Source organism: Rhodococcus erythropolis R138, assembly GCF_000696675.2.
Classification (GTDB): domain Bacteria; phylum Actinomycetota; class Actinomycetes; order Mycobacteriales; family Mycobacteriaceae; genus Rhodococcus_F; species Rhodococcus_F erythropolis.
In genome coordinates this window covers 4,614,291-4,638,862 of record NZ_CP007255.1, presented here as the reverse complement: position 1 = coordinate 4,638,862, position 24,572 = coordinate 4,614,291, and the positions used below count along the sequence as shown (strand labels likewise).

Here is a 24,572-nt window from a genome sequence, read left to right as displayed (position 1 = left end):
GCCGGTAGCGCCTACCATGGAATCCGGCCGGAGTTTTCGGACCCCGGCCGGATTTTCAGTGTGTGACCCCTGTCGCCGAAGATTGAGGACGAAGAAGACTGTGCCGTCGCTGTCGCTATCGAAGCTGCTCCGTGTTGGTGAAGGTCGCATGGTCAAGCGGCTCAAGCACATCGCCGAGCATGTGGAATCTCTGTCGCCCGATGTCGAAGGCCTGACAGACGAGCAACTCAAAGCCAAGACCACCGAGTTCCGTGAGCGCTACGCCGCCGGGGAAACCCTCGACGAGTTGCTGCCCGAGGCATTCTCCGTGGCCCGCGAGGCGTCGTGGCGCGTGATCGACCAGAAGCACTTCCACGTGCAGATCATGGGCGGCGCGGCCCTGCACTTCGGCAACGTCGCCGAGATGAAGACCGGTGAGGGCAAGACCCTGACCTGTGTTCTTCCGGCCTATCTCAACGCGATCGCCGGTGACGGCGTCCATGTGGTCACGGTCAACGACTACCTCGCCAAGCGTGACTCCGAGTGGATGGGTCGCGTTCACCGCGCCCTCGGCCTCGAGACCAGTGTGATTCTCTCGGGTATGACGCCGGCTGAGCGCCGCGTCGCCTACGCAGCCGACATCACGTACGGCACCAACAACGAGTTCGGCTTCGACTACCTGCGCGACAACATGACGCATTCGCTGGACGACCTGGTCCAGCGTGGCCACGCGTTTGCCATCGTGGACGAGGTCGACTCGATCCTCATCGACGAAGCCCGAACCCCGCTCATCATCTCGGGCCCGGCCGACGGCTCCAGCAAATGGTACAGCGAGTTCGCTCGCATCGCGCCGCTGCTGAAGAAGGACGTCCACTACGAGGTCGACATCCGCAAGCGCACCATCGGTGTGCACGAGGCGGGCGTCGAACTGGTCGAGGACCAGCTCGGTATCGACAACCTGTACGAAGCCGCGAATTCTCCGCTGGTGAGCTACTTGAACAACGCGATCAAGGCCAAGGAGCTCTACACCAAGGACAAGGACTACATCGTCCGCGACGGTGAGGTCATCATCGTCGACGAGTTCACCGGCCGCGTGCTGGTCGGCCGCCGCTACAACGAGGGCATGCACCAGGCGATCGAGGCCAAGGAGAAGGTGGAGATCAAGGCCGAGAATCAGACTCTCGCCACCATCACCCTGCAGAACTACTTCCGTCTGTACGACAAGTTGTCCGGCATGACGGGTACCGCCGAGACGGAAGCTGCCGAGCTTCACCAGACCTACACCCTCGGTGTGATCCCGATCCCGACCAACCGCCCGATGGTCCGAGTCGACAACGGCGACCTCATCTACAAGACCGAGGAAGCCAAGTTCGACGCGGTGGTCGACGACGTCGTCGAGCGTCACGAGAACGGCCAGCCCGTCCTGATCGGTACCACCAGCGTCGAGCGCTCGGAGTACCTGTCCAAGCAGTTCACCAAGCGCGGCGTTGCACACAACGTCCTCAATGCGAAGTTCCACGAGAAGGAAGCGACGATCATCGCCGAGGCCGGTCGCTCCGGTGCGGTCACCGTCGCGACCAACATGGCCGGCCGCGGTACCGACGTCGTTCTCGGTGGTAACCCGGACATCATCGCGGACATCGCGCTGCGCAAGAAGGGCCTCGATCCGGTCACGACGCCGGACGAGTACGAAGCAGCCTGGGACGCAGTCCTGGACGAGGTCAAGGCTGAGGTCAAGGCAGACGCGGAGAAGGTCCGCGACGCCGGCGGCCTGTACGTTCTGGGCACCGAGCGTCACGAATCGCGTCGTATCGACAACCAGTTGCGCGGTCGTTCCGGACGTCAGGGTGATCCCGGCGAATCGCGGTTCTACCTCTCGCTCGGTGACGAGCTCATGCGCCGCTTCAACGGTTCGGCACTCGAGTCGATCATGACGCGCCTCAACCTTCCCGACGACGTCCCGATCGAAGCCAAGATGGTCTCGAAGGCCATCAAGAGCGCTCAGACTCAGGTCGAGCAGCAGAACTTCGAAATTCGCAAGAATGTCCTCAAGTACGACGAGGTCATGAACCAGCAGCGAACGGTCATCTACAAGGAGCGCCGCCAGATCCTCGAGGGTGAGGACATGGAGGGCCAGGTCGAGCAGATGATCACTGACGTGGTCACCGCCTACGTCGACGGTGCGACCGCCGAGGGATACGTCGAGGACTGGGATCTCGAGCAGTTGTGGACCGCGCTCAAGACGCTCTACCCGGTCGGCATCGATCACAAGACGTTGGCAGGGGAGGACGGCGCAGGCATCAACAGTGACCTGAGCCGTGACGACCTGCGAACCGCTTTGCTCGAAGACGCCCACGCGGCGTACAAGAAGCGCGAAGCCGAGATCGATGCGATCGCCGGCGAAAACGGTATGCGTGAACTCGAGCGTCGTGTCTTCCTCTCGGTCCTGGACCGCAAGTGGCGTGAGCATCTCTACGAGATGGATTACCTCAAGGAGGGAATCGGTCTGCGTGCGATGGCCCAGCGCGATCCGCTGGTCGAGTACCAGCGCGAGGGTTACGACATGTTCATCGGCATGCTCGACGGATTGAAGGAAGAGTCCGTCGGATTCCTCTTCAACCTGCAGGTCGAGGCAGCTCCGGCGCAGCCCGCGAGCGGAATTTCCGTCACGGCCGGCTCGGCCGCTGCGGCGTCCGCCACGGCGCCCAAGCCGCTCCCGACGCAGGAAGCCGCAGCCAGGACAACCGGAACTGCTGCCCCGACGGCGTTGCGCGCCAAGGGACTTGACGACGAAGGTCCGTCGCGATTGACGTACACCGGCCCGGACGAGGACGGTAAGGCGAAGGCAACCCGCGACTCGGCCGCCGACTCCGGTGACGGGGCCGCCTCGCGCCGCGAACGTCGTGAAGCAGCACGGACGCAGTCGAAGAGCAATCGAGCTCCGAAGTCCAAGCGCAAGCGCTGAGGTTCAGTACAGCTGAGCTACCAGCGCAGTTAGTACTCAGCAGGCTGGACGGTCACACCACGTGTAGTGCGGTGACCGTCCAGCCTGTTCCGTCTGTATGGTCGATCCGACCCGCGACGGCAAATGTCTGCGTGCCTCGTGTGTACGTCGCACAGACTTCGGCGGTACTCTTCGACACTGCTTGAACGTGGGTGCGGTGAACGGCCGCGCCGCCCAGCTTCCGGGCCGAAAATTCCGAAGTATAAAGTCGCGCAACAACTTCCAGGACGGACGGCGTCAATACGCCCTTGAGTTGCCGCGGATTTCGTCGCCGGTCGACGGTTTCGAGAACCAGGCGAAGTGATCGGTTCCAGAAGATGTCGGCACCCGCCAACTGCGGTTCCAGCACGTGAGTGAAACCGGCACTGGGCGACGTCCCGTTGTGTGGCGACTTTCGTGGGCGACGCAGCATTCGGTCTGTTCGGCACTGCGCTCGGTCGGGTCGGCACTGCGGCCGCGTAAGCGCGACGGTATGCGCGTGAGGCTCGAATTGTGGTGCCGGCTCGAGAATGATTGTGCAGTCCTGCTCCATGACATCCCCCCGGATGATCGTGCGTCCGAGATGGTCGTCTCGGACTTCGCTCCCCCGAGCGATGGTGAGAAGCATGACACGAAACGCTCGAGATGTCGCCGTGATCACCATCGCGACTTAGGGTGATGGCGTGCGGGGACTTCTGTTGGATGTCGGTGGCGTGCTGTTCGGTCCGGGATCGGATCTCGACGGCTTGAGCGCGGTCGTGCGCGCGGTGAAGGCCCGCGGAATCGTGACGGGAATCGTCAGCAACGATCCCGGCGGTGCCAATGCTCAGTGGTTGCGGGATCTCGGAGACGGGGTCTTGGTCGACGACGTGATCTTGTCCGGTGATGTCGAGATGGCGAAACCCGACGCCGAGATCTATCTATTGGCGGCGAGTCGTTTGGGCGTCGAGCCGGAGGACTTCGTTTTCGTGGATGATCTCGAAATCAACGTCCGGGCGGCGGTGGCAGTCGGGATGGTCGGGGTCCACCACGTCGGCTCGGAATCGACCATCGAGGAGTTGTCGATTCTGTTCGATCTCGGCGACGGAGGGGACACGAAGCCATGGTGAACAGACTGACGACTCAGGATGCTGCTTTCTACTTCCTCGAAGCCGGGACGACGCCGATGCATGTCGGCTCGTTGGGGATCTTCAGGCAACTGCGAAACGGGATCGATCACGAGGAATTGCTTCGTCTGGTCGAAGAGCGGCTCGGATCGGTTCCGCGTTACCGCCAGCGAGTGCGTGAGGTGGCGTTCGGCCTGGCCCGCCCCGTCTGGGTGGACGACTCGGATTTCGACATCACCTATCACGTACGCCGATCGGCTCTGCCCAAACCAGGTTCCGACGAACAGCTGATGGATCTGATCGCGCGGCTGACGTCGAGACCCCTCGACAGCACGAGGCCGTTGTGGGAGATGTACCTGGTCGAGGGGCTGAGCAGAAACAGATTTGCCATCTTCACGAAGTCTCATTCGTCGTTGGTGGACGGCGAGGCGGCTCCAGAGATCAGTCAGGTGATCTTCGATCCGGAGAAGAATCGAGCGCCAGGCCCCGAAGAATTGTGGATGCCCGCCCGGCCACCGAGCGATACCAGCTTGTTGGTCAGTGCAATGGCAGATCTCGTGACGAGCCCGGGGGAGGGGATCGCGCGGGCGCGTGCAGCGTTCAACGACGTGACCACATCCGTCACCGAGGCTGTGAGTGCACTCGGGAAACTCGCGGAAGTGGTTCGAACGGCGACCCAGGTGGCCCCGTCGAGCCCGCTCAACGCCACCATCTCGCGCAATCGACGCCTTGCGGTGGCCAAGACGTCTCTCGAGGACTATCGACGTATTCGCGCGCGGTACGGGTGCGAGATCAATGACGTGATTCTCACCGTCATCGCAGGTGCGATGCGGAACTGGCTGCTCTCGCGTGGTGAGCCGGTGACCGAGGCGACCATCGTGCGGGCGATGGTGCCCATGTCGGTGTACACGGACGGCCCCGAGAGTCCCGACGTCGACGATCCGCAGGCGCCGGGGCATGTTTCGTCGTTCCTCATCGACCTGCCTGTCGGTGAACCCAACGCGGTTGTTCGGCTCTCTCACGTGGCGCACGCGACGGAGGCATTCGCGCGTCAGGGTCGGCGGGTCACCGCGCAGACGATGGTGCGAATGTCCGGGTTTGCGCCGGCGACGCTGCATGCGATGAGCTCCCGTGCGGCCAGTAGTCTGTCGCAGCGAATGTTCAACTTGATGATCACCAATGCGCCAGGGCCACAGTTCCCGCTCTACCTCGGTGGGGCTCGGATGCTGGAGATGTATCCGGTGTCGCCACTGCTCAAGAATCAGACACTCAGCATCGCCCTGACGTCGTACGACGGAAATGTCTACTACGGTTTGAATGCCGACCGTGACGCGATGTCGGACGTCGACGTCGTTCGTTCGCTGATCTTCGAGTCACTCGAGGAATTGACGGATGCGAGTCGGTGACGAACGAGCATGAAGGTGGTCTCATGAGGGTGTACGTACCGGCGACGGTCGAGATTTTGCAGAAGTTGGTCGCAGATCAGGAGTTCGACCCGATGAGCCGGACGGCTTTTGCGGTCACCCCGACTCTGCGTGAGTCGTACGCGGCGGGCGATGACGACGAGTTGGCCGAGGTCGCCATGGGGGAGGCTGCGCGTGCGTCGCTGCGTCTGATCGCCGGAACCGAAGGTGACGTCACCTTCCGGCGTGCTGTCGTTGCCGCCGACGTCGACGATGCCGATGTGAAGTTGCGGCCCGATCTCGACGATTCTGTAGTTCGATTGGCGGGTCCTCTGACGATGGCTCAGGTTGCATCTGTGCATGTCGACCTCGAACAGGCAGAATCGGACATCGAGCGCGCTGCTGGCATAGTCGACGCGGCGGATCTCGGCGATGCTGATGCCGAGTTCACGCTCGGCGACGCGGAGGACCACGAGTTGGCGTGGTACGCCGCGCAGGAGTTGCCGTTCTTGCTCGACCTGCTGTGAATGTGCTTACCGTGAAGTAACCTACGGTACCGTAACCTGATAACCTACGGTACCGTAGGCAGTGGGTTCGGAAGGTGAGAGGTGGAGGTCTGATGGGTCTGAAGGACTGGATCGAGGCACCGGCAGCGTCGGTAGTTCCGGCAGCGCGGTCGAAGCTCAATCTGCTTCGTGGTGCGGCGGCTCGGCTGACCACACCATTGCTTCCCGACGACTATCTGCACCTCGCAAATCCGTTGTGGTCCGCCCGCGAGCTGCGTGGTCAGATCGTCGAAGTCCGGCCTGAGACCACGGATTCGGCGACCATCGTCATCAAGCCGGGTTGGGGATTCGACTTCAACTACCAGCCGGGGCAGTACATCGGCATCGGTCTGCATATCGACGGACGCTGGCATTGGCGGTCGTACTCACTTACTTCGCCTCCCAACTGGGAGAACAAGCGCATTTCCATCGCGGTCAAGGCCATGCCAGAGGGCTTTCTCTCGAGCCACCTCGTCAGCGGGGCCGTGCCGTCGGGAACCATCGTTCGACTGGCCACGCCTTCGGGCAACTTCGCGTTGCCGGATCCGCCGCCGGAGAAGATCCTGTTCATCACCGCCGGCAGTGGCATCACTCCGGTCATGGGCATGTTGCGGACGATGAACCGGCGCGGTCAATTGCCCGACGTCATGCACATCCACTCGGCGCCGACGGAATCCGACGTGATGTTCGCCGACGAACTCACGGCACTGCACGCCGAGCACGAGGACTTCGTGAGTCACGTTCAGCTCACGCGCCGCGACGGAAAATTCAAACTCAGTTCCCTCGACACGGTCTGCCCCGACTGGCGTGAGCGCCACACCTGGGCGTGCGGACCCCTTCCGTTGCTCGACGAGCTCGAAGACGTCTGGAAGGCGGAAGGCATCGAGGATCGACTCCACATGGAGCGATTCGCGGTTTCGCGCATCGACGCCTCGGCGGACGGCGGCACGGTCACGTTCGAGAAGTCGGGTAAGACGATCACCGTCGACGGCGCGACGACCCTTCTGGAAGCCGGCGAGCAGTCCGGCGCCTTGATGCCCTTCGGTTGCCGCATGGGCATCTGCCAGACGTGTGTCGTGCCTCTCGTCGCCGGCCACGCAATCGACCTACGCTCGGGAAAACAGCACGCGGAGGGCGAGCGGATTCAGACGTGCATCTCCGCTGCCGCCGGTGACTGTACGCTGGACGCATAGCTTCTAGGCACACGGAGGACCACGGTGGCCATCACCGATATCAAAGAGTTTTCGCACCTCACCGAGGCCGATGTCGAAGCTCTCGGACGTGAACTCGATCAGATTCGACTCGACATCGAAGACTCTCGTGGAATCCGGGACGCCCGCTACATTCGTCGCGTCATTCGCGTCCAGCGGGCGTTGGAGCTCGGTGGGCGTATCGCGCTGTTCGGCAGTCGGTACCGACCGGCATGGCTGGTCGGCACGACCCTGCTGAGCCTGTCGAAGATCATCGAGAACATGGAGCTCGGGCATAACGTCATGCACGGGCAATGGGACTGGATGAACGATCCCGAGATTCACTCCGTTTCGTGGGAGTGGGATCAGACCGGTCCTTCCGAGCACTGGAAGCGTGCGCACAACTACCAGCACCACACGTACACCAACGTCGTCGGGATGGACGAGGACCTCGGTTTCGGGATCCTGCGTATGACGCGTGACGAGCCGTGGAAGCCGATCAACCTCTTCCAGCCGATCGCCAACGTGATCTTGGCGGCCACGTTCGAGTGGGGCATCGCGCTGCACGACCTCACGGCGGCAGCCGAGTTGGAGGGCGCGGAAAAGGGGCAACTGAACTCGCAGGCGAACAAAGACTTCGCGCGCAAGATCTTTCGTCAGGTGGGCAAGGACTTCATCTTGTTCCCCGCGCTGACGGGGCCGGCGTGGAAGTCGACCATGACGGCCAATGCCACCGCGAATCTCGTGCGCAACCTGTGGGCGTACGTCGTCATCTTCTGTGGTCACTTCCCGGACGGCGCCGAGAAGTTCACCGTTGCCGAATTCGAGCAGGAGACTCGTCACGAGTGGTACCTGCGCCAGATGCTCGGTAGCGCGAACTTCAATTCGGGCAAGCTCATGGGACTCATGAGCGGCAACTTGAGCTACCAGATCGAGCACCACGTCTTCCCTGATCTGCCGAGCAACCGCTACCCCGAAATTGCCGTGAAGATGCGTGCATTGTGCGAGAAGTTCGATCTCCCGTACACCACAGGTTCGCTCTTCAAGCAGTATCTCCTGGCGCTGCGCACGATCCACAAGCTGGCCTTGCCGGACAAGTGGCTGACTGCGACCTCGGACAATGCTCCGGAAACGTCCTCGGAACTACGGTTCCGCGACTCAGGGTTCCGGGACGCAGCCATGGCGATGGTCGAGGACCTGCGTACCGATCCGGTCACCGGCAAGCGCCTCGGATTGTTGACCGCACTCAAGTCGCAGGCGCGTTCTCGCATGCCGAAGCGCCGGAAGTGATATAGGTTACATCGGGAAAAACCTAACCTACGGTGCCGTAAGTTACGCTACAGTAGGTGCAGTTGATCTGAACGATTCGAAGTCATGATCGTTCTGCACTTACTACTTTGCGCCTAACTCACTGCTAGGAGGCTTTCCATGGCGATTGCAGATGTCAAGGAATATGCACATCTCACGGACGCCGACATCGAGGCGCTCGGCCGCGAACTCGACGCGATTCGTCGCGACATCGAGGAGTCGCGCGGCGAGAAGGACGCGCGTTACGTGCGCAACGTCATTCGCCTGCAGCGTTCACTCGAAATTGGCGGCCGCGCAGTGCTTTTCGCCAGCCGTCGCCGTCCGGCGTGGCTCGCCGGAGTTGGCCTGCTGACGCTCTCGAAGATCATCGAGAACATGGAACTCGGGCACAACGTGATGCACGGTCAGTGGGACTGGATGAACGACCCGGAGATCCACTCCACCTCGTGGGAGTGGGACGTCACCGGCCCGTCTGCGCACTGGAAGCAGACCCACAACTACCTGCATCACAAGTACACCAACGTCCTCGGAATGGACGACGACGTCGGATACGGACTCCTGCGCGTCACCCGCGATCAGCGATGGAAGCCCTTCAACGCCGGCAATCTGGTCTACAACACGCTGCTCGCGCTGTTCTTCGAGTACGGCATCGCCGCACAGCACCTCGAGCTCGGCAAGGTGGCCAAGGGCCGCGCCGACAAGGAAGAGACCCAGCGCAAGCTCCGCGAGGTCGGCGAGAAGATCGGCAAGCAGGTCCTGCGCGACTACGTCATCTACCCGGCCATCACCGGCCCGGCGTGGAAGAGCACGTTGTCGGCCAACTTCACCGCCAACACCCTGCGGAACGTGTGGACCAACGCGGTCATCTTCTGCGGTCACTTCCCGGACGGTGCCGAGAAGTTCACCAAGGAAGACATCGACAAGGAAACGCAGGCCCAGTGGTACCTGCGTCAGATGCTCGGCAGCGCCAACATCGAGGGCAGCGCGCTCATGGACTTCATGACGGGCAACCTGAGCTACCAGATCGAGCATCACCTGTTCCCCGATCTGCCCAGCAACCGCTACAAGGACATCGCGGTCACGGTGCGTCAGCTCGCAGACAAGTACGACCTGCCGTACACGACGGGCCCACTTGCCGTGCAGTACGCCAAGTCCTGGCGCACCATCGCCAAGCTGTCGCTGCCCAACAAGTACCTCAAGGACACCGTCGACAATGCGCCCGAGACGGCGTCGGAGCGGATGTTCGACGGCGAACTGACGTCGACTGTCGATCCCGTGACCGGGCGTCGTAACGGTCTCAAGAGCGCCATCGCACGTAAGCGCAAGAGTGGCAAGCTGCGCAGCCTCCTCGGCCTGCGCTGATTTCCCGCCTGCGCTGACCAGACGCAACAAGCGGCCCGACACCATTCGACATGGTGCCGGGCCGCTTTGCTGTTCTAGCCAAGGGGTGTCGCTCAGTACTGATCGTTGGACTTGATCGCTTCCAGCAGTTGTCGCACAGCGACGACGCGTCGAGCGGATTTGCCCTCCAGCAGGTCGAGCTTGCATTCGGGGTCTGCCGGCGGCCCGAGGTGCGTGCATCCGCGCGGGCAATCCTCGATCGCCGCAGCGAGATCCGAGAATGCAGCCACCACGTTCTCGGGCGAGATGTGCGCCAGACCGAACGAACGGATGCCAGGGGTGTCGATCACCCAGCCGCCACCGGCGAGGGGGAGTGCCACCGATTGCGTCGATGTGTGCCGGCCCTTGCCGACGCCGGATACGATGCCGACCGCTCGATTGGCATCGGGGACAAGGCGATTGACCAATGTCGATTTTCCGACACCGGAATGTCCGATCAGGGCGGTCAACTTGTGCTCGAGGATCTGCGTCAGTTCGTCCAGGGGATCGTCGCGACCGGCGACGACCACTTGGATGTCGAGGTCGGCGAAAGTGCTCGCGAATTCCTCGGGTGGTTCGAGGTCGCTCTTGGTCAGGCAGACGATCGGTGTCAGGCCACCCACGTAGGCGGCGACCAGTGCGCGCTCGACAAAACCGGTGCGCGGTGGGGGATCGGCGAGTGCCACGACGATGAGCAACTGCTCCGCGTTCGCGACGACGATGCGTTCGAAGGGATCGGTGTCGTCGGCCGTCCGTCGCAGAACCGTTGAACGCTCGGAGACCCGGACAATGCGGGCGAGGGTGTCGGTTTTGCCGGACAGATCGCCGACGATGTCCACCTGATCGCCGACGACGATGGGGGTTCGGCCAAGTTCGCGGGCACGCATCGTGACGATCAGTCGGTCGGGATCGCCGCCGAGGACGCAACCCCAACGGCCACGATCCTTCGACACCACCATCCCCGATTCGGCCGAGAGATGTTCGGGCCGAGTCTTCGTACGGGGGCGGGATCCGCGGCCGGGACGTACCCGGACGTCGGACTCGTCGTACTGCCGCGGACTCAGAAGCTTGCCTTCGGTGTCGCCGGCGAACTCTCGAGCATGTCGATCCACATGTTCTCGAAGCCGGGCAGTGTCTTGGCTGTGGTTCCGACATCGTCGACGTCGACGCCGTCGACGACCAGGCCGATGATGGCGCCGGCTGTTGCCATGCGGTGGTCGGCATACGAGAGCCATTGTCCGCCATGGAGTTCCGCGGGAACGATCGTGAGGCCGTCGTCGGTTTCGGTGACGGAACCGCCGAGCTTGTTGATCTCGTCGGCGAGGGCGGCCAGACGGTCGGTCTCGTGCCCGCGCAGGTGTGCAATACCTCGTAGATGCGAGGTGCCCTCGGCGAGAGCAGCCAGGGCCGCGACGGTGGGGGTCAGCTCTCCCACGTCGTGGAGGTCGATGTCGATGCCGCGCAGTTTCTCCGGGCCGCGAACGGTCATCACGCCGTCGGCAAGAGTGACGTCGGCGCCCATCGAGGCGAGGATCCCGCGGATCGCGTCGCCGGGCTGCGTCGTCGACGACGGCCACATCGGGACGCTGACGGTTCCGCCGGTAACAGCGGCTGCGGCCAGGAACGGTGTGGCGTTGGAGAGATCGGGTTCGATCGCCCAGTCCACGGCGCGCACCGGCCCCGGTGCCACCCGCCACGTGTCTGCGTCTCCGCCCGTGGCCGGTGTCGTCACGGAAACTCCGGCTCGGCGGAGCATCTCGACGGTCATGTCGATGTGTGGCATGGACGGGACGGGCTTGCCGTCGTGGTGAACGGTGACACCCTCTTCGAAGGCAGCAGCCGAGAGCAGGAGACCGGAGACGAACTGCGACGAGCCGGATGCGTCGATGGTGACCGTTCCTCCGCGTAGGGATCCGGTTCCGGTGACGGTGAACGGGAGTGCGTCACCCTCGATCCGAGCGCCGAGACCGCGCAGTGCCTCCAAGATGGTGCCGAGGGGGCGTGTGCGTGCTTGCTCGTCGCCGTCGAAGCGGACGATGCCGTCGGCCATCGCGGCGAGTGGCGGCAGGAAGCGCATCACGGTGCCGGCCAGGCCGCAGTCGACCTCGCCGCCGCGCAGGGGCCCAGGGGTGATGCGAAGCGTGGTCGGATCGCCGGCTTCCTCGACGCCGATGCCGAGGTCACGCAGAGCTGCGATCATCAGGTCGGCGTCACGGCTGCGAAGTGCACCGGTGATCGTGGACGGGCCATCCGCAAGTGCGGCAAGAATCAGAGCTCGATTGGTGATGGACTTGGATCCGGGCAGCGTCACCACTGCATCGACGGGTGCTTGGGCCCTCGGGGCGCTCCACAGACTCAGACTCACATGGTCCATCTTCTCTCATCGGTGGGGGAATGGTCGAAACCGTGCCACCCTGGGTGTCATGTGCGGAAGGTATGCGACCACAGCGGACCCGGCCACCCTGGCGGTGGAACTCGATGCGCTCGACGAGACGGACCACTCGGCGCCCGTCGAAGCCGATTACAACGTGGCCCCCACGACCGAGGTGTTGACCGTCGTCGAACGCCACGATCGGGAGAACCCCGACAGCGATCCGACCAAGAGGATTCGGCGGATGCGGTGGGGATTGGTGCCGTCGTGGACCAAGGAACGGGGCAAAGGCCCGGTCCTGTTCAACGCCCGCGCCGACTCGCTGGCGGAGAAGCCGGCGTTTCGGACCGCCTTCAAGTTCAAGCGTTGCCTGGTCCCCATGGACGGGTGGTACGAGTGGCAGACCGAGGCCACCGGCGGGAAAAAGGCAGCAAAGATTCCTTACTACATGCACCCCGCCGACGGATCACGGCTGTTCATGGCGGGCGTGTGGTCTGCCTGGCGGGACCCGAGGGTCGAGAACGCGAGCCCCGTCCTGAGCTGCTCGATCGTCACAGTCGACTCTCTCGGTCACCTCGAGCAGGTTCACGACCGCATGCCCCTCGCCCTGCCTCGTGACCGCTGGGAGGCGTGGCTCGATCCCGACAACACCGTCGATTCGGCTCTGCTCGAACCGGTACCGGACCTCTTCGAGCGGATCGACGTCGATCGAGTCCGGCCGCTGGTCAACAGTGTCAAGAACAACGGGCACGAGTTGATCGAGCCGGACGTCGACCGTGCCGGCGAGCAGATCAGCCTGCTCTAGTGGTCAGCCGAGAGCCCAGGTAACGGTCACCTCGAACGAGACCTGCTGGGTTCCCGGGGCGAGAACCATGTCGGACATCGAGGCGTCGGGAGCGCGCATGGTCTGACCGCCACTCGTGTCGTGTGCCTCGGTGATGGTCACGACGTTCTCGAGCGACGTACCGGACAGATCCGCGTACTGCTCGGCACGGTTCTTCGCGTCTTCGAAGGCCCGGGTGCGAGCGTCGGCCAGAAGCTGAGAGTCGTCGTCGATGGCGAAGGCGACGTTGCCGAGCCGTGCCGCGTTTCCGCCCGCCGCGATGCCGGCGTCCAGGACAGAAGAGGCCTTGTCGAGATCGCGCACGACGATTCGTACCGAGTTGGTTGCCCGGTAGCCGGTCACGTTGCCGCCGACGAACGGTCCGCCGCTGGCGTCGTACTGCGGCTGGACGGACAGATCGCTTGTCTGCACGTCCTCGGGGGCCACACCGGCGGCGACTATCGCGTCGATCATCTGACGGGCCTTGTCATTCGCCTCCGAGACCGCTCCCGATACATCCGGGGCAACCACCTCGATGCCGATGTCGGCATTGAGGATGTCCGGCGCCCCGCGGACCTGCCCTGATCCGACTACCGTGACTTCCTTGGCGGCATTGTCCGAACTCCCGCAGGCCGTCAGCGAGACGGTGAGAGCTGCCGCTGCAGCGGTCAGTGCAAGAGTTTTCAGGTGTGGTCGCATGGTGAGACCGTAGCGACCGGATACTCAGCCCGCCGTGATTTGCGCCGTGACCGCGCCACTCAACTGCGCGAGGTCCGTCGGAGCCAGCTCGATCTCGAGCCCGCGCCGACCGGCGCTGCAGAGAATGCGGTCCCAGTCGAGCGCCGACGCATCGATCACGGTCGGCAGTTTCTTGCGTTGGCCGAGCGGTGAGATACCGCCGAAGACGTAGCCGCTCGAGCGCTCGGCTTCGGCGCGATCGGCCATGACGGCTTTGCTTGCACCGAGGGCAGCGGCTGCGGCTTTGAGCGAGAGCTTGTTCGGGACCGGCAGGACCGCGACGGCGAGCTTGCCGGTGTCGAGTTTGACGACCAAGGTCTTGAAGATCTGGGCAGCCTCGACGCCTGTCGACTCGGCCAACGCAGTGACCGCCTCGTCGCCGAACGATTCGGCGCGAGGATCGTGGTCGTAGCTGTGAACGCGGTGCGGTGTCTTCGACTTGTCGAGAAGTGCGGTCGCGGGGGTCGCTGTTCCGGCCATGAGGAGCACCCTATGTGGATCGCCGACAGGTACATCCGACCAGGCCGGGAACAGAGTCGCAGACTCCCGTGTTGGTACCAGTTGATGAAACTTGTCCCGAGAAGCGAAGGAGCGACCGTGCTGGCTGTGTGTGAGCCACCACCGGCCCGTGGGTCGGATCTTCAGTTGGCGGTAACCTTGATCCCTACGGCTAGTGAAGGGATCAGAGTGCTGGAACACGACCGGCCCAAGGACGAACCGTCAGGGGTAACTGAACCTATCGACGGCGCTGTGTCCGAAACGCCCGAAACTGCGGATGAGTTGATTGCCCGGTTCGAGCGCGACGCGCTCCCGCTGCTCGACCAGTTGTACGGCGCTGCCCTGCGCATGACGCGGAATCCGGCTGATGCCGAGGATCTCGTGCAGGAGACGTACGTCAAGGCGTACACCGCTTTCCGTTCGTTCCGTGCCGGTACCAACCTGAAAGCCTGGCTGTACCGGATTCTCACGAACACCTACATCAACTCGTACCGCAAGAAGCAGCGCCAACCCGCGCAGTATCCGACGGACGAGATCACCGACTGGCAGTTGGCTGCCACCGCCGAGCACACCTCGACGGGGCTGCGATCGGCCGAGGTGGAGGCGCTCGACGCGTTGCCTGACGACGACATCAAGGCGGCGCTGCAGTCGCTTCCCGAGGAATTCCGTATGGCCGTGTACTACGCCGATGTCGAAGGATTCCCGTACAAGGAGATCGCGGAGATCATGGGCACACCCATCGGAACGGTGATGTCGCGACTGCACCGTGGTCGCAAGCAATTGCGTGGTCTCTTGGCCGATGTGGCAAAAGACCGGGGATTCAATCGGGACGGCGCGGTCGACACAGCCACAGTCGCAGCCACCGAGACGGAAGGTGTCACACGATGAGTGAGCAGGACGAATTCGAAAGGCTCGACTGCTCGGCAGTCATCGCCGACGTCTGGTTGATGCTCGACGGTGAATGCGACGATTCGAGTCGTGCTCGCCTGCAGCGTCATATCGACGATTGTGGATCGTGCCTCGAGGCCTACGGGATCGAGGAGAAGGTCAAGAGCCTGATCAACCGTAAGTGCGGTGGAGACCACGCGCCGGAAAGCCTGCGTCAGCGGCTCACCGTCGAGTTGCGTCGGACCATCGTCATAACGACTACCGAAACCGACAGCTAGCCCGTCAGCGAAGATCTGAGCGGCAGCAGTCGGAAGGCAGTAACGCCGAGGGGCGGGGAAGCAATGCTTCCCCGCCCCTCGGACGTTTTGTTGCGCTACATGTCAGGCGTTTGGACGCTTGCCATGGTTAGCGGCGTTGCCCTTACGGCTGCGCTTCTTACGACCACGCTTACCCATGATTGGTCTCCCTTCTGTTTCTTTCGCGTCATTGTTTCACGCCGATGCCGGTGTGGTTCCATTGGCAGGTCGATCGAGTGATCCGTCGACGTATTTTCGTGGTCAGAGTGCAGTTCCGACAGAAGTGAGGTTCACGATGGCAGAAGACGTGCGCGCCGAGATGGTTTCGACGGTCTACCAGGTCGTCGTGAGCGAGGGAGACGTCGTTGCGGACGGCGACACCCTGGTCATCCTCGAATCCATGAAGATGGAGATTCCCGTCCTGGCCGAGGTTCCGGGAACGGTGACGACGGTGGGCGTCAAGGTCGGCGACGTGATTCAGCAAGGCGATCTGATCGCCGTGATCTCCTAAGCCGGACGATGTCCACTCTCAGTGACCTCCTCGCCGAACACACCGATCTTCCCGGTGCGGCGGTCGACCATCTCCAGCGCGTCGTGGGGGAGTGGCAACTGCTCGCCGACCTCTCCTTTGCCGACGTTCTCCTGTGGGTGGGCACCGAATCGGAGAAGAACCGATCCGAGGGGACGGTCATCTGCGTCGCGCATTGCCGGCCGACAACGGCATCGACGGCTTTTCCGGAGGACGCAGTCGGAACGGTCGTTTCCGAGTCCGAGCACCCGCAGGTTCTTCGCGCTCTCGTCGAGGGCCGCGTCGTGCGCGGGGAAGACGAGACGTGGCGTGAAGGAATGCCGCCGCGTCGGGAAGCCGTTCCGGTGCGTCTGGACGGGCGAGTCATCGCGGTTCTGAGCCGCGACACCAACCTGTCGCACCAGCGAGCGCAGAGTCCGCTCGAGCTCGCGTATCTCGATTGCGCCGAAGACCTGTGTCAGATGATCAGCGACGGAACCTTCCCGATCCGAGAATCGCGCTCCGACACGAACTCGAGCCCACGTGCGGGAGACGGCTTCATCCGTCTCGATACCGAAGGCACCGTCGTCTATGCCAGCCCGAACGCGCTCTCGGCCTATCACCGGATGGGTCTGAGTTCGGATTTGGTGGGCCAAGACCTCGCGGCGTTGACCCGTTCGTTGGTCACCGACCCGTTCGAGTCTCAGGAAGCTGCGGGATACATCCGAGATACGTTGGCGGACAAGCCCGGTCGCCGTATGGAGATCGAGGCGCGCGGGGCGACCGTTCTGCTGCGAGCCCTGGTTCTCAAGCCGGGCGGCCGGCATGTCGGTGCGGCGGTCGTCGTCCGCGACGTCACCGAGGTCAAGCGTCGTGATCGCGCTCTCCTGAGCAAGGACGCAACCATCCGCGAGATTCACCATCGAGTGAAGAACAACCTGCAAACCGTCGCGGCGCTTCTGCGTCTACAGGCCAGGCGAACCGGCAACGACGAAGCGCGACAGGCGTTGACAGAGTCGGTGAGGCGCGTGACGTCCATCGCCCTCGTTCACGACACCTTGTCGATGTCGGTGGACGAAGAGGTGGATCTCGACGAGGTGATCGACCGGTTGGTTCCCATGCTCTCCGATGTCGCGGGAGTGGGTGTGCCGGTGGCGATTCGGCGTGAGGGCAGTTTCGGAGTGTTCTCCGCCGAGCGCGCCACCCCGCTGGTCATGGTGCTGACGGAGTTGGTGCAGAACGCGATCGAGCACGCTTTCGATCCGGGAGTGACCGGCACGGTCACACTCAGCGCCGAGCGTTCTGCGCGCTGGTTGGACGTGATCATCCACGACAACGGGCGCGGCCTGCCGGAGAACTTCGACCTCGAGAAGTCCGATCGGCTCGGACTCCAGATCGTGCGGACTTTGTTGGGCGCTGAACTCGGTGGCTCGCTCGGACTGCACCCGGGAAGCGGTGGCGGCACCGACGCGGTTCTGCGTGTGCCGCTCGGTAGACGCACTGCGCGTTACTGATTCGAGCAGCGTTAGCGATTCGAGCAGACAAAAAGCCCGACACCATGTGGTGTCGGGCTGTCGTCTTCGACTGTGCGGAGGGGCTGTTCTCCGCCGCGAGTCGAACGTCTCGGTTCTACCTAGACGGAAGTGCGTGCACGGGTACGTGCGTTACGACGCTTGAGTGCGCGACGCTCGTCTTCGCTCATTCCGCCCCAGACGCCTGCATCCTGACCGGACTCGAGAGCCCAGGACAGGCACTCGGCGGTGACGGGGCAGCGGTTGCAGACAACCTTGGCATCAGCGATCTGAGCGAGGGCCGGTCCACTGTTTCCCACCGGGAAGAACAGTTCGGGATCCTCGTCGCGACAGATTGCGTTGTGGCGCCAGTCCATCTTTTTTCGCTCCTTAATTGGGTGTGTATTCACACCATTTGGTACCAATGAGTTTGTGTGTGCGTCATCAATGTTTCCGCACTGTTACTTGTGAATGCTTTCACGAACTCGCGGTATGTCAATAGGTTTGAACGGGTTCGTGGGCCAACTCACTAATTTGTGACACACCTGACGGCCACCTGGGCGTCACCGGCATTTTACCCGATTTCGACTATTCGGCACCAGAGTTTTTGCAGGTCAAACGTGTTGCCTGACTCACGTCGGAATCGGTGCGAACACTTCCAGTGCATCCGGGACCGAGGTGAATTCGACTTTTTCGCGAAGTCCGATGTAGTCGCCGTCCATCTGCAGTCCGATCGGTCGCGACGATTCGATGGTGATTGTCGGGACGTCGTCGGTGCGTAGAAGGACCTTTGATTTCGGTTCTGCGCCGCGTGCGAGGAGCTGTCGCACAACCCGCAGAGACGGTAGGACTTTGGTGCTCGTCATGGCGAAGATGCCGAGTCCACTGTCGAAGGTCGTTCCCGGATTGGTGTGTACGGGACGCTCTTCCAGATATGTCCACGGGCTCGAGTTCGACACGAACGCGTAGTGGACTCCGGAGACGGGATCCTGATCGGGGAGGTGGACTGTCAGGGCGGGCTCGGCTCGCTTGGCACGGAAGAACGCCGCGATCGCGGTTCGGACATACCGGGCGGGTGTGGCGGCGTCACCGTTCTTACGGCTGGCGTCGACGGCTTCGCATACATCGGCGTCGAGGCCCATTCCGGCGTTGAATGTGAACCAACGGTTGTCGCAGTGTGCGAGCCCGATTCGGCGTCTCGTTCGTTCCGAGAGTAGATCGACGAGTTGGTTTGTGGCGTCGATCGGGTCGGCGGCAATACCGAGTGAGCGCGCGAAAACGTTTGCCGAGCCTCCCGGGACGACAGCGATCGTCGGGATCGGACCGACCGGAACCGATTTCATCGACGCGGGATGCGGTGACCCGAGCAGTCCGTTGACCACTTCGTTGACCGTTCCGTCGCCGCCGTGGACGATCACCGAGCCGAAGCCGTCTTCGTGGGCTTCGCGCGCCAGTTCGGCAGCGTGTCCCCGATGTGTGGTGTGCGCCACAGTAAGTCGCACCCGACTCTCGAGGGCGTGTGCCAACAGGTCACGACCGGCAGCGGTGGTGGAGGTGGCATTGGGGTTGACGATCAGCAGTGCGCGCACGGGGCATGAGCCTATCCGGTGTCGTGTTCTAGGCTGGCCTCGTGCCGAATACCGCCAGTCCGAACGCCCTGCCCAAGACAGTCACATGGGCAGGTGCCCTCGTGACGCTGCAAGGGCTGGTTGCCGCCGGGTTCGCGATCGTCGCAGTGATTCGCGGCGCGACCGGTCACGATCAGAGCGTCACCAACGGATACGGATTTGCCGCCTGGGTCGCGATCCTCGGCGGCGCGGTGTTGGCTGCCGGTATCGCTTTGCTGACGGGCCGCCGGTGGGGCCGGGCAATCGCCGTCGTCGCGCAGTTGCTGCTCCTGCCGGTCGCCTGGTCGCTCCTGACCGATTCGCATCAGGTGCCGCTCGGCATCGTTCTGGGTGTCGTCGTTCTCGGCGCTCTGGGCTGCCTGTTCTCGGCTCCGACGTCTCGATGGATGGCAGCGGAGTACGGAGCGTACGCAGACGAGGTGTCGCCGGAAGAGGGACGCCCGGACGAGACCGAAGAGCCGCGGGACAAGTAGGGCGGAACGCCTACCCTGCTTCAGTCCTACTCAGCTTCGGCGGCAAGAGCCCCGAGGTGGGTGCCGGTCAGGCGATACGTGGTCCACTCCGTCTTCGCGTCGGCACCGAGTGACTCGTAGAACTTGATCGAGGGGGTGTTCCAGTTGAGCACCGACCAGGACAGCCGGGTGTAGTCGTTGTCGGTGCACTCCTTGGCGAGCGCGGCCAGAAGAGCCTTTCCGTGGCCTGATCCGCGCTGGCTGGGCTTGACGTACAGGTCTTCGAGGTAGATGCCGTGGGCGCCGTCCCACGTGGAGAAATTGCGGAACCACAGCGCCATGCCGACGACGTCGTCAGCCGAATTCACAGCGACGTGCGCGAAGGCCGTCGCGGCCGGCCCGAACAATGCCTCGCCGATCTGTTCCGCCTTCACGGTGCACTCGTCGAGGGCCTTCTGGTAGTCCGCCAACTCGTAGATCATGTCGGTGATCGGCTGGACGTCTGCGGGCGTGGCGCGTCGGATCATGGGGAGAATCTTAAGCCTCAAGCCTCCACGAGCGGCGGCACGTTGTGATGGACGAGGTGGCTGGCGCCGTGCTCGTAACCGAGAACCGTGTAAGCGCCCGGGAACAACGCGAAACGCTTTCCTTCGGTGACCGGGAGCTCGAGCCAGCGGGCGATGAGCGCGCGTGAGAAGTGGCCGTGCCCGATCAGGATCACGTCCCGCTCGGGTAGCTGCGAACGCACCATCGACAGCACCATGTCGGTGCGGGCATGGATCTGATCGGTCTGCTCGCCGCCGGGGCACGGGTGTGTCCAGACGGTCCAATCGGGCACCGTTGCGCGGATCTCGGGCGTCGTGAGGCCTTCGTAGTCGCCGTAGTCCCATTCGGAAAGTGCATCCCAGGTTCGCTCTTCCGGCAGGCCGGCGAGATCACCCGTCAACTGTGCGCGCAGCCGCGGACTCGTCAGAATCATGGGGTTCCGGAGGTCGAGGGTTCGCAAGCGATTTCCGGTCGCGGTTGCCTGCATCTCGCCGAGCGGAGTCAGCGGAACCTCGGTCCGGCCCGTGTGTTTCCCGGTGCGTGCCCACTCGGTTTCACCGTGGCGCATGAGTACGACGCGAGCACCGAGGGGGATCGACGAGGGGGCGGACTGGGAGGTCATGTCGACCATCATTGCAGGCTGCCTCGCGTGTGTAGCTCGCCTCCTGGCGCGAAGTGCGCAAGGATCTACGTGTGACGACGGTTCTCGCAGTGGCGAATCAAAAGGGCGGCGTGGCTAAAACCACTACCGTCGCTTCTCTCGGTGCGGCTTTGTCCGCGCTCGGACAACGAGTTCTGGTGGTGGATCTCGACCCGCAGGGCTGCCTGACGTTCTCGCTCGGACACAACCCGGATCGCCTCGAGCGTTCGGTCAACGAGGTCCTGGCGGGTGATCTCGACGCGGTCGACGCCGTGCTGAAAACGGACGACGGTATGGATCTCCTGCCGGCCACCATCGATCTCGCCGGCGCCGAAGCGCTGCTCCTGATGCGACCCGGTCGAGAGTTCGCGCTCAAGCGGGCGCTGTCTCCGCTCCTGGGTTCTTACGACGTCATCATCATCGACTGCCCACCGTCGTTGGGTGTGCTCACACTCAACGGATTGACTGCGGCGCAGTCGGTTCTGGTTCCACTGCAATGCGAAACCCTCGCACACCGCGGCGTCGGACAGTTGCTGCGTACGGTTCGTGAAGTCCAAGCCATCACCAACCCGGATCTTGTTCTGCTCGGCGCACTTCCGACTCTGTACGACGCTCGAACCACGCACAGTCGCGACGTACTCGCTGACGTCAGTGACCGCTACTCCCTCGCCGTTCTGGCGCCTCCGATTCCACGCACCGTCAAGTTCGCCGAGGCCTCTGCTTCCGGCGCGACGGTCCTTGCCGGGCGAAAGAACAAGGGCGCGGATGCCTATCGAGAACTCGCCGACAATCTCGTAAAGCATTGGGCTGGAAATGAAGTCGTGACTTTCGCGCCGGAACTGGCGCTCTGAGGAAGGCGAGAGCTTCTAGCGCAGCGCAAACAAGGTATCGCCGCGCTGTTCCAGAATCGTCTCGCCCGCACTGGCGAGCACGATCGGCGTCGTCGTCTCACCGCGGTCGACTGCGATCATGCGCTGCACCGCTCCGTCCGACGGGCTGACGGCTGCAATGCCGCCCGGAACGGGGATGAGCATCTGACCGGCGACCATGCTTCCGGGCCCTGACGTTCCGTTGACGATCCACGTCGGAGCCAGGTCGCTCAGGCGGAGGTTGACCGTCTGAGAGCCGGTCCACCACGTGATCGAAGCCTTGTCGGCGTGGGTGCGGGCCCCTTCGGTCACCGCTCCCTCGATCGGATAGTCGACGATCGGATTGCCGGTTCCGTCGAAAATGGTGATGCGAGAAGCGGTTCCGTTGGCGGCAGGGAGGTAGACCGCCGTCTTCTCGCCGGCCACGGCAAGAAGGCGGGCGCCTTCGGAGCCGAGGAGAATCGATGATCCGTATTCTTCGGGTTCCTGGGCGTCCTTCGGTGCGGGGTTCATCACCGTCAACCTGTTGGAGGCTTCACCCGGGCAACGTTCGAGTACCGAGACTCGGTTGGCGCTCGACGCAGCGTCGAGCAGCGTGCATCCGGTGCGGGGTTGCTTGTTCGGATTGACCTTCGCGTCGACCCGGCCGTACTCGAGAGTTCGGACGAGGTCCGAGCGCCACAGTTCCATTCGCTCACTGCCGCGTGAGATCAGATAGGTGCCGTCCGCCGACAAACTGACCGCGGAATCGGCGTCGCTGTTGCGCTGGTCCTTTCGGGCGCCGGTGTCGGCGACCAGTGACGTGACCTGAGAGCAACCGCGATTGTCCTGATAGACGCTGACGACGCGATCCCACGAACCGATCGCACCGCACAGGGGAATGTTGCGCGCGTATCGCCACACTTCTTCGCCTGTTGCCGGGTCGCGGCCGATCACGTCGGAACCGTCGGCGGTGACGACGGCATTTCCGACGGTGATCGGTGCCGTCGAGTCGGCACTGGGAGATTCCCACGTCTGCCTCAGGATGTCGGGTAACAACACCGACGTCGACAGAGGTGGGAGTGGAGATTCGGCGGTGACCGAGGTGGTTCCGCGCGCATCACTGCGCAACCACACCACGGTCACCGCCACGATTACGGCCAGCGCGATTGCCAGCGCACCGATCACATCTGAGCGAGTACGCCTTTCGGGAGCCAGCACATCGGCAGCTTACTCTGCGGCGCCTGCCGTCGCGGAAGCCGCGGGGCGACGACGCCGACGGCGACGCGGCTTGGCCGCTCCGTCTTCGTCCGAGTTCTCGGTAGCGGTTGCCGCCGGTGCCGAAGGGGGAGCTGTGGTGGCGCCGGCGATGGTGGACGTCGCGGCGTCGGTCGAAGCACCGGCGCGGGTACGGCGGCGCGTCCGGTTGCGACGAGGCGCGGTCTTCTCTTCGTTGCCGTCGGCGTCGGCCGTCTTCGGCGCGTCTGCTTTGTCCGTTGCCGCCTTGTCGGTTGCAGCCTTCTCAGGGGCGGGCTTGGCCTTGCGAACAGTGCCCTTGGCGTCGGCCGGAATCGACAGCTCTTCGTAGAGGTGCGGCGAGCTCGAGTACGTCTCGACCGGATCGGGGATTCCGAGGCTCAGTGCCTTGTCGATGAGCTGCCAGCGAGGAATGTCGTCCCAGTCGACCAGCGTGACAGCGATGCCGGTGCGTCCGGCGCGGCCGGTACGACCGATGCGGTGGACGTAGGTCTTCTCGTCCTCGGGGCACTGGTAGTTGATGACGTGGGTGACATCGTCGATGTCGATGCCGCGTGCGGCGACGTCGGTGGCGACCAGCACGTCGACCTTGCCGTTGCGGAAGCCCTTCAGGGCCTTCTCGCGGGCAATCTGTCCGAGGTCACCGTGGACGGCACCGACGGAGAAACCGCGCTCGGCGAGATCGTCGGCGACTTTCTGGGCTGTGCGCTTGGTGCGGGTGAAGATCATCGTCGCGCCGCGGCCTTCGGCCTGCAGAACGCGGGCGACCATCTCGGCCTTGTCGAGAGCGTGCGCACGGTAGATGTGCTGGCTCGTGCGGTCGTGCACTGCGGAGGATTCGGCTTCCTCGGCGCGGATGTGCGTCGGCTGCGTCAGGAAGGTGCGCGCCAGGGTGATGATCGGGCCGGGCATCGTGGCGGAGAAGAGCATCGTCTGACGCTTGTCGGGGACCATGCTCATGAGGCGTTCGATGTCGGGGAGGAATCCGAGGTCGAGCATTTCGTCGGCCTCGTCGAGGACGAGAACGCCCACCTTGCCCAGGATCAGGTGCGACTGGTTGGCGAGGTCGAGTAGGCGACCCGGGGTGCCGACGACAACGTCGACGCCCTTCTGCAGTGCCGAGATCTGCGCCTCGTACGGCCGACCGCCGTAGATGGGCAGAACCTGGAGGCCTCGGTCGCCGACTCGGAGGTACTTGCTGGCGTTCTCGAGGTCGCGAGCGACCTGGATGCACAGTTCGCGGGTGGGAACGATGATCAGAGCGCGTGGCGTGCCGTCGAGGACAGCCGTGCCGTTCTCGGCGGTGACGATGCGATGCAGGAGCGGGACGCCGAAACCGAAGGTCTTGCCCATTCCGGTGCGGGCCTGACCGATGAGGTCGTCACCGGCGAGAGCCAACGGAAGGGTGAGTTCCTGGATGGCGAAGGTGCGCTCGATACCGATCTCGTTCAGTGCGCGGACGATTTCGTCGCGGACACCGAGTTCGGCGAAGCTCGGGGGTACATGGGTGTCGTCGAGCTGGACGGAAACGGTGTTCTCGGTTGCTTCGTCTTCGTGGTCGACAGTGATCTTGCTCAGGGGACTAGCCTTTCCTCGTGGCGGTACGCACGCACAAGGTAAGGGGCCAGGCCGTAAATCGGCCGATGTCGATGCCCTCTTTTTCTTCGGTCATGC

Annotated in this window: 26 protein-coding genes; 14 read left to right on the top strand and 12 right to left on the bottom strand. The window is 63.5% G+C overall.

Annotated features, from left to right (window positions below; genetic code table 11):
* Positions 1-100 precede the first annotated feature (100 nt).
* Positions 101-2,944: a preprotein translocase subunit SecA gene (gene secA, locus H351_RS21265; protein WP_019747784.1), complete on the top strand. Its 2,844-nt coding sequence runs from the start codon at positions 101-103 to the stop codon at positions 2,942-2,944.
* 52 nt (positions 2,945-2,996) lie between these two features.
* Here secA and H351_RS21260 read toward each other — a convergent pair whose 3' ends face one another.
* Positions 2,997-3,590: an Rv3235 family protein gene (locus tag H351_RS21260; protein ID WP_020969220.1), complete on the bottom strand. Its 594-nt coding sequence runs from the start codon at positions 3,588-3,590 to the stop codon at positions 2,997-2,999.
* A gap of 55 nt (positions 3,591-3,645) precedes the next feature.
* Between H351_RS21260 and H351_RS21255 the strand changes: the two genes are divergently transcribed.
* From H351_RS21255 to H351_RS21230, 6 genes are all read left to right on the top strand, one after another.
* A complete protein-coding gene (locus tag H351_RS21255; protein ID WP_021343720.1) occupies positions 3,646-4,071 on the top strand; it encodes an HAD-IA family hydrolase in 426 nt (141 codons plus the stop codon).
* Entirely contained in the window at positions 4,065-5,474 is a 1,410-nt protein-coding gene (locus tag H351_RS21250) for a WS/DGAT/MGAT family O-acyltransferase (RefSeq protein WP_020969222.1), read from the top strand. The genes H351_RS21255 and H351_RS21250 overlap by 7 nt, the downstream gene beginning before the upstream one ends.
* Positions 5,475-5,497: 23 nt before the next feature.
* The gene (locus tag H351_RS21245; RefSeq protein WP_029255041.1) at positions 5,498-5,998 is read left to right on the top strand and encodes a DUF6912 family protein; all 501 of its coding nucleotides are present in this window, start codon (positions 5,498-5,500) and stop codon (positions 5,996-5,998) included.
* Between the two features lie 92 nt (positions 5,999-6,090).
* Positions 6,091-7,209 (top strand): ferredoxin reductase, encoded by a 1,119-nt coding sequence (locus H351_RS21240; RefSeq protein ID WP_003940928.1) that lies wholly within the window; start codon positions 6,091-6,093, stop codon positions 7,207-7,209.
* A gap of 24 nt (positions 7,210-7,233) precedes the next feature.
* Positions 7,234-8,496, top strand: a complete 1,263-nt coding sequence (locus tag H351_RS21235) for a fatty acid desaturase family protein (protein ID WP_020907111.1) — start codon at positions 7,234-7,236, stop codon at positions 8,494-8,496.
* A gap of 138 nt (positions 8,497-8,634) precedes the next feature.
* Positions 8,635-9,876 (top strand): fatty acid desaturase family protein, encoded by a 1,242-nt coding sequence (locus H351_RS21230; RefSeq protein ID WP_019747790.1) that lies wholly within the window; start codon positions 8,635-8,637, stop codon positions 9,874-9,876.
* A gap of 92 nt (positions 9,877-9,968) precedes the next feature.
* Here H351_RS21230 and rsgA read toward each other — a convergent pair whose 3' ends face one another.
* Both rsgA and aroA read right to left on the bottom strand, forming a co-directional pair.
* Positions 9,969-11,006 (bottom strand): ribosome small subunit-dependent GTPase A, encoded by a 1,038-nt coding sequence (gene rsgA / locus H351_RS21225; protein ID WP_007731200.1) that lies wholly within the window; start codon positions 11,004-11,006, stop codon positions 9,969-9,971.
* Complete coding sequence (gene aroA, locus H351_RS21220) at positions 10,955-12,268, bottom strand: 3-phosphoshikimate 1-carboxyvinyltransferase (RefSeq protein ID WP_029255042.1); 1,314 nt, start codon at positions 12,266-12,268, stop codon at positions 10,955-10,957. Before aroA ends, rsgA begins: the two co-directional genes overlap by 52 nt.
* 49 nt (positions 12,269-12,317) lie before the next feature.
* Between aroA and H351_RS21215 the strand changes: the two genes are divergently transcribed.
* Positions 12,318-13,070: an SOS response-associated peptidase gene (locus H351_RS21215; RefSeq protein WP_029255043.1), complete on the top strand. Its 753-nt coding sequence runs from the start codon at positions 12,318-12,320 to the stop codon at positions 13,068-13,070.
* 3 nt (positions 13,071-13,073) lie between these two features.
* Here H351_RS21215 and H351_RS21210 read toward each other — a convergent pair whose 3' ends face one another.
* Both H351_RS21210 and ybaK read right to left on the bottom strand, forming a co-directional pair.
* Positions 13,074-13,787, bottom strand: coding sequence for an SIMPL domain-containing protein (locus H351_RS21210; RefSeq protein WP_021332569.1), 714 nt, complete (start codon positions 13,785-13,787; stop codon positions 13,074-13,076).
* A 24-nt stretch (positions 13,788-13,811) separates the two neighbouring features.
* Entirely contained in the window at positions 13,812-14,306 is a 495-nt protein-coding gene (ybaK, locus tag H351_RS21205; protein WP_029255044.1) for a Cys-tRNA(Pro) deacylase, read from the bottom strand.
* Between the two features lie 207 nt (positions 14,307-14,513).
* On the opposite strand from ybaK, the gene H351_RS21200 reads away from it, so the two are divergent.
* Together H351_RS21200 and rsrA are read left to right on the top strand one after the other, a co-directional pair.
* Positions 14,514-15,212: a sigma-70 family RNA polymerase sigma factor gene (locus tag H351_RS21200; RefSeq protein ID WP_019747795.1), complete on the top strand. Its 699-nt coding sequence runs from the start codon at positions 14,514-14,516 to the stop codon at positions 15,210-15,212.
* Positions 15,209-15,490, top strand: coding sequence for a mycothiol system anti-sigma-R factor (gene rsrA / locus H351_RS21195; RefSeq protein ID WP_003940722.1), 282 nt, complete (start codon positions 15,209-15,211; stop codon positions 15,488-15,490). The genes H351_RS21200 and rsrA overlap by 4 nt, the downstream gene beginning before the upstream one ends.
* A gap of 102 nt (positions 15,491-15,592) precedes the next feature.
* Here the strand turns inward: rsrA and H351_RS32945 are convergent, their stop codons facing one another.
* Positions 15,593-15,667 (bottom strand): 50S ribosomal protein bL37, encoded by a 75-nt coding sequence (locus H351_RS32945; RefSeq protein ID WP_022597109.1) that lies wholly within the window; start codon positions 15,665-15,667, stop codon positions 15,593-15,595.
* A gap of 136 nt (positions 15,668-15,803) precedes the next feature.
* Here H351_RS32945 and H351_RS21190 point away from each other — a divergent pair, with 136 nt between their 5' ends.
* On the top strand, positions 15,804-16,019 hold the full coding sequence (locus H351_RS21190) for a biotin/lipoyl-binding carrier protein (RefSeq protein ID WP_007731208.1): 216 nt from the start codon (positions 15,804-15,806) through the stop codon (positions 16,017-16,019).
* 8 nt (positions 16,020-16,027) lie between these two features.
* On the top strand, positions 16,028-17,530 hold the full coding sequence (locus tag H351_RS21185) for a sensor histidine kinase (RefSeq protein ID WP_019747797.1): 1,503 nt from the start codon (positions 16,028-16,030) through the stop codon (positions 17,528-17,530).
* 119 nt (positions 17,531-17,649) lie between these two features.
* Here the strand turns inward: H351_RS21185 and H351_RS21180 are convergent, their stop codons facing one another.
* Positions 17,650-17,904: a WhiB family transcriptional regulator gene (locus H351_RS21180; RefSeq protein ID WP_003940950.1), complete on the bottom strand. Its 255-nt coding sequence runs from the start codon at positions 17,902-17,904 to the stop codon at positions 17,650-17,652.
* Positions 17,905-18,159: 255 nt separating this feature from the next.
* Complete coding sequence (locus H351_RS21175; protein ID WP_019747798.1) at positions 18,160-19,116, bottom strand: diacylglycerol/lipid kinase family protein; 957 nt, start codon at positions 19,114-19,116, stop codon at positions 18,160-18,162.
* Positions 19,117-19,157: 41 nt separating this feature from the next.
* Between H351_RS21175 and H351_RS21170 the strand changes: the two genes are divergently transcribed.
* Positions 19,158-19,628, top strand: coding sequence for a membrane protein (locus tag H351_RS21170; RefSeq protein WP_019747799.1), 471 nt, complete (start codon positions 19,158-19,160; stop codon positions 19,626-19,628).
* 26 nt (positions 19,629-19,654) lie between these two features.
* Here H351_RS21170 and H351_RS21165 read toward each other — a convergent pair whose 3' ends face one another.
* Entirely contained in the window at positions 19,655-20,134 is a 480-nt protein-coding gene (locus H351_RS21165) for a GNAT family N-acetyltransferase (protein ID WP_003940724.1), read from the bottom strand.
* 17 nt (positions 20,135-20,151) lie between these two features.
* On the bottom strand, positions 20,152-20,775 hold the full coding sequence (locus tag H351_RS21160) for an acid phosphatase (RefSeq protein WP_019747801.1): 624 nt from the start codon (positions 20,773-20,775) through the stop codon (positions 20,152-20,154).
* Between the two features lie 71 nt (positions 20,776-20,846).
* On the opposite strand from H351_RS21160, the gene H351_RS21155 reads away from it, so the two are divergent.
* Entirely contained in the window at positions 20,847-21,644 is a 798-nt protein-coding gene (locus H351_RS21155; RefSeq protein WP_003940948.1) for a ParA family protein, read from the top strand.
* Positions 21,645-21,659: 15 nt separating this feature from the next.
* Here the strand turns inward: H351_RS21155 and H351_RS21150 are convergent, their stop codons facing one another.
* A complete protein-coding gene (locus H351_RS21150) occupies positions 21,660-22,862 on the bottom strand; it encodes an Rv3212 family protein (protein WP_029255045.1) in 1,203 nt (400 codons plus the stop codon).
* 9 nt (positions 22,863-22,871) lie between these two features.
* Entirely contained in the window at positions 22,872-24,476 is a 1,605-nt protein-coding gene (locus H351_RS21145; RefSeq protein WP_029255046.1) for a DEAD/DEAH box helicase, read from the bottom strand.
* Positions 24,477-24,572 lie beyond the last annotated feature (96 nt).

Coding starts and splice junctions, on each gene's coding strand:
- H351_RS21260 (WP_020969220.1), bottom strand. CDS start 3,590: ATGCTTCTCACCATCGCTCGGGGGAGCGAAGTCCGAGACGACCATCTC.
- H351_RS21250 (WP_020969222.1), top strand. CDS start 4,065: ATGGTGAACAGACTGACGACTCAGGATGCTGCTTTCTACTTCCTCGAA.
- H351_RS21245 (WP_029255041.1), top strand. CDS start 5,498: ATGAGGGTGTACGTACCGGCGACGGTCGAGATTTTGCAGAAGTTGGTC.
- H351_RS21240 (WP_003940928.1), top strand. CDS start 6,091: ATGGGTCTGAAGGACTGGATCGAGGCACCGGCAGCGTCGGTAGTTCCG.
- H351_RS21230 (WP_019747790.1), top strand. CDS start 8,635: ATGGCGATTGCAGATGTCAAGGAATATGCACATCTCACGGACGCCGAC.
- aroA (WP_029255042.1), bottom strand. CDS start 12,268: ATGGACCATGTGAGTCTGAGTCTGTGGAGCGCCCCGAGGGCCCAAGCA.
- H351_RS21215 (WP_029255043.1), top strand. CDS start 12,318: ATGTGCGGAAGGTATGCGACCACAGCGGACCCGGCCACCCTGGCGGTG.
- H351_RS21210 (WP_021332569.1), bottom strand. CDS start 13,787: ATGCGACCACACCTGAAAACTCTTGCACTGACCGCTGCAGCGGCAGCT.
- ybaK (WP_029255044.1), bottom strand. CDS start 14,306: ATGGCCGGAACAGCGACCCCCGCGACCGCACTTCTCGACAAGTCGAAG.
- rsrA (WP_003940722.1), top strand. CDS start 15,209: ATGAGTGAGCAGGACGAATTCGAAAGGCTCGACTGCTCGGCAGTCATC.
- H351_RS21190 (WP_007731208.1), top strand. CDS start 15,804: ATGGCAGAAGACGTGCGCGCCGAGATGGTTTCGACGGTCTACCAGGTC.
- H351_RS21185 (WP_019747797.1), top strand. CDS start 16,028: ATGTCCACTCTCAGTGACCTCCTCGCCGAACACACCGATCTTCCCGGT.
- H351_RS21180 (WP_003940950.1), bottom strand. CDS start 17,904: ATGGACTGGCGCCACAACGCAATCTGTCGCGACGAGGATCCCGAACTG.
- H351_RS21165 (WP_003940724.1), bottom strand. CDS start 20,134: ATGATCCGACGCGCCACGCCCGCAGACGTCCAGCCGATCACCGACATG.
- H351_RS21160 (WP_019747801.1), bottom strand. CDS start 20,775: ATGACCTCCCAGTCCGCCCCCTCGTCGATCCCCCTCGGTGCTCGCGTC.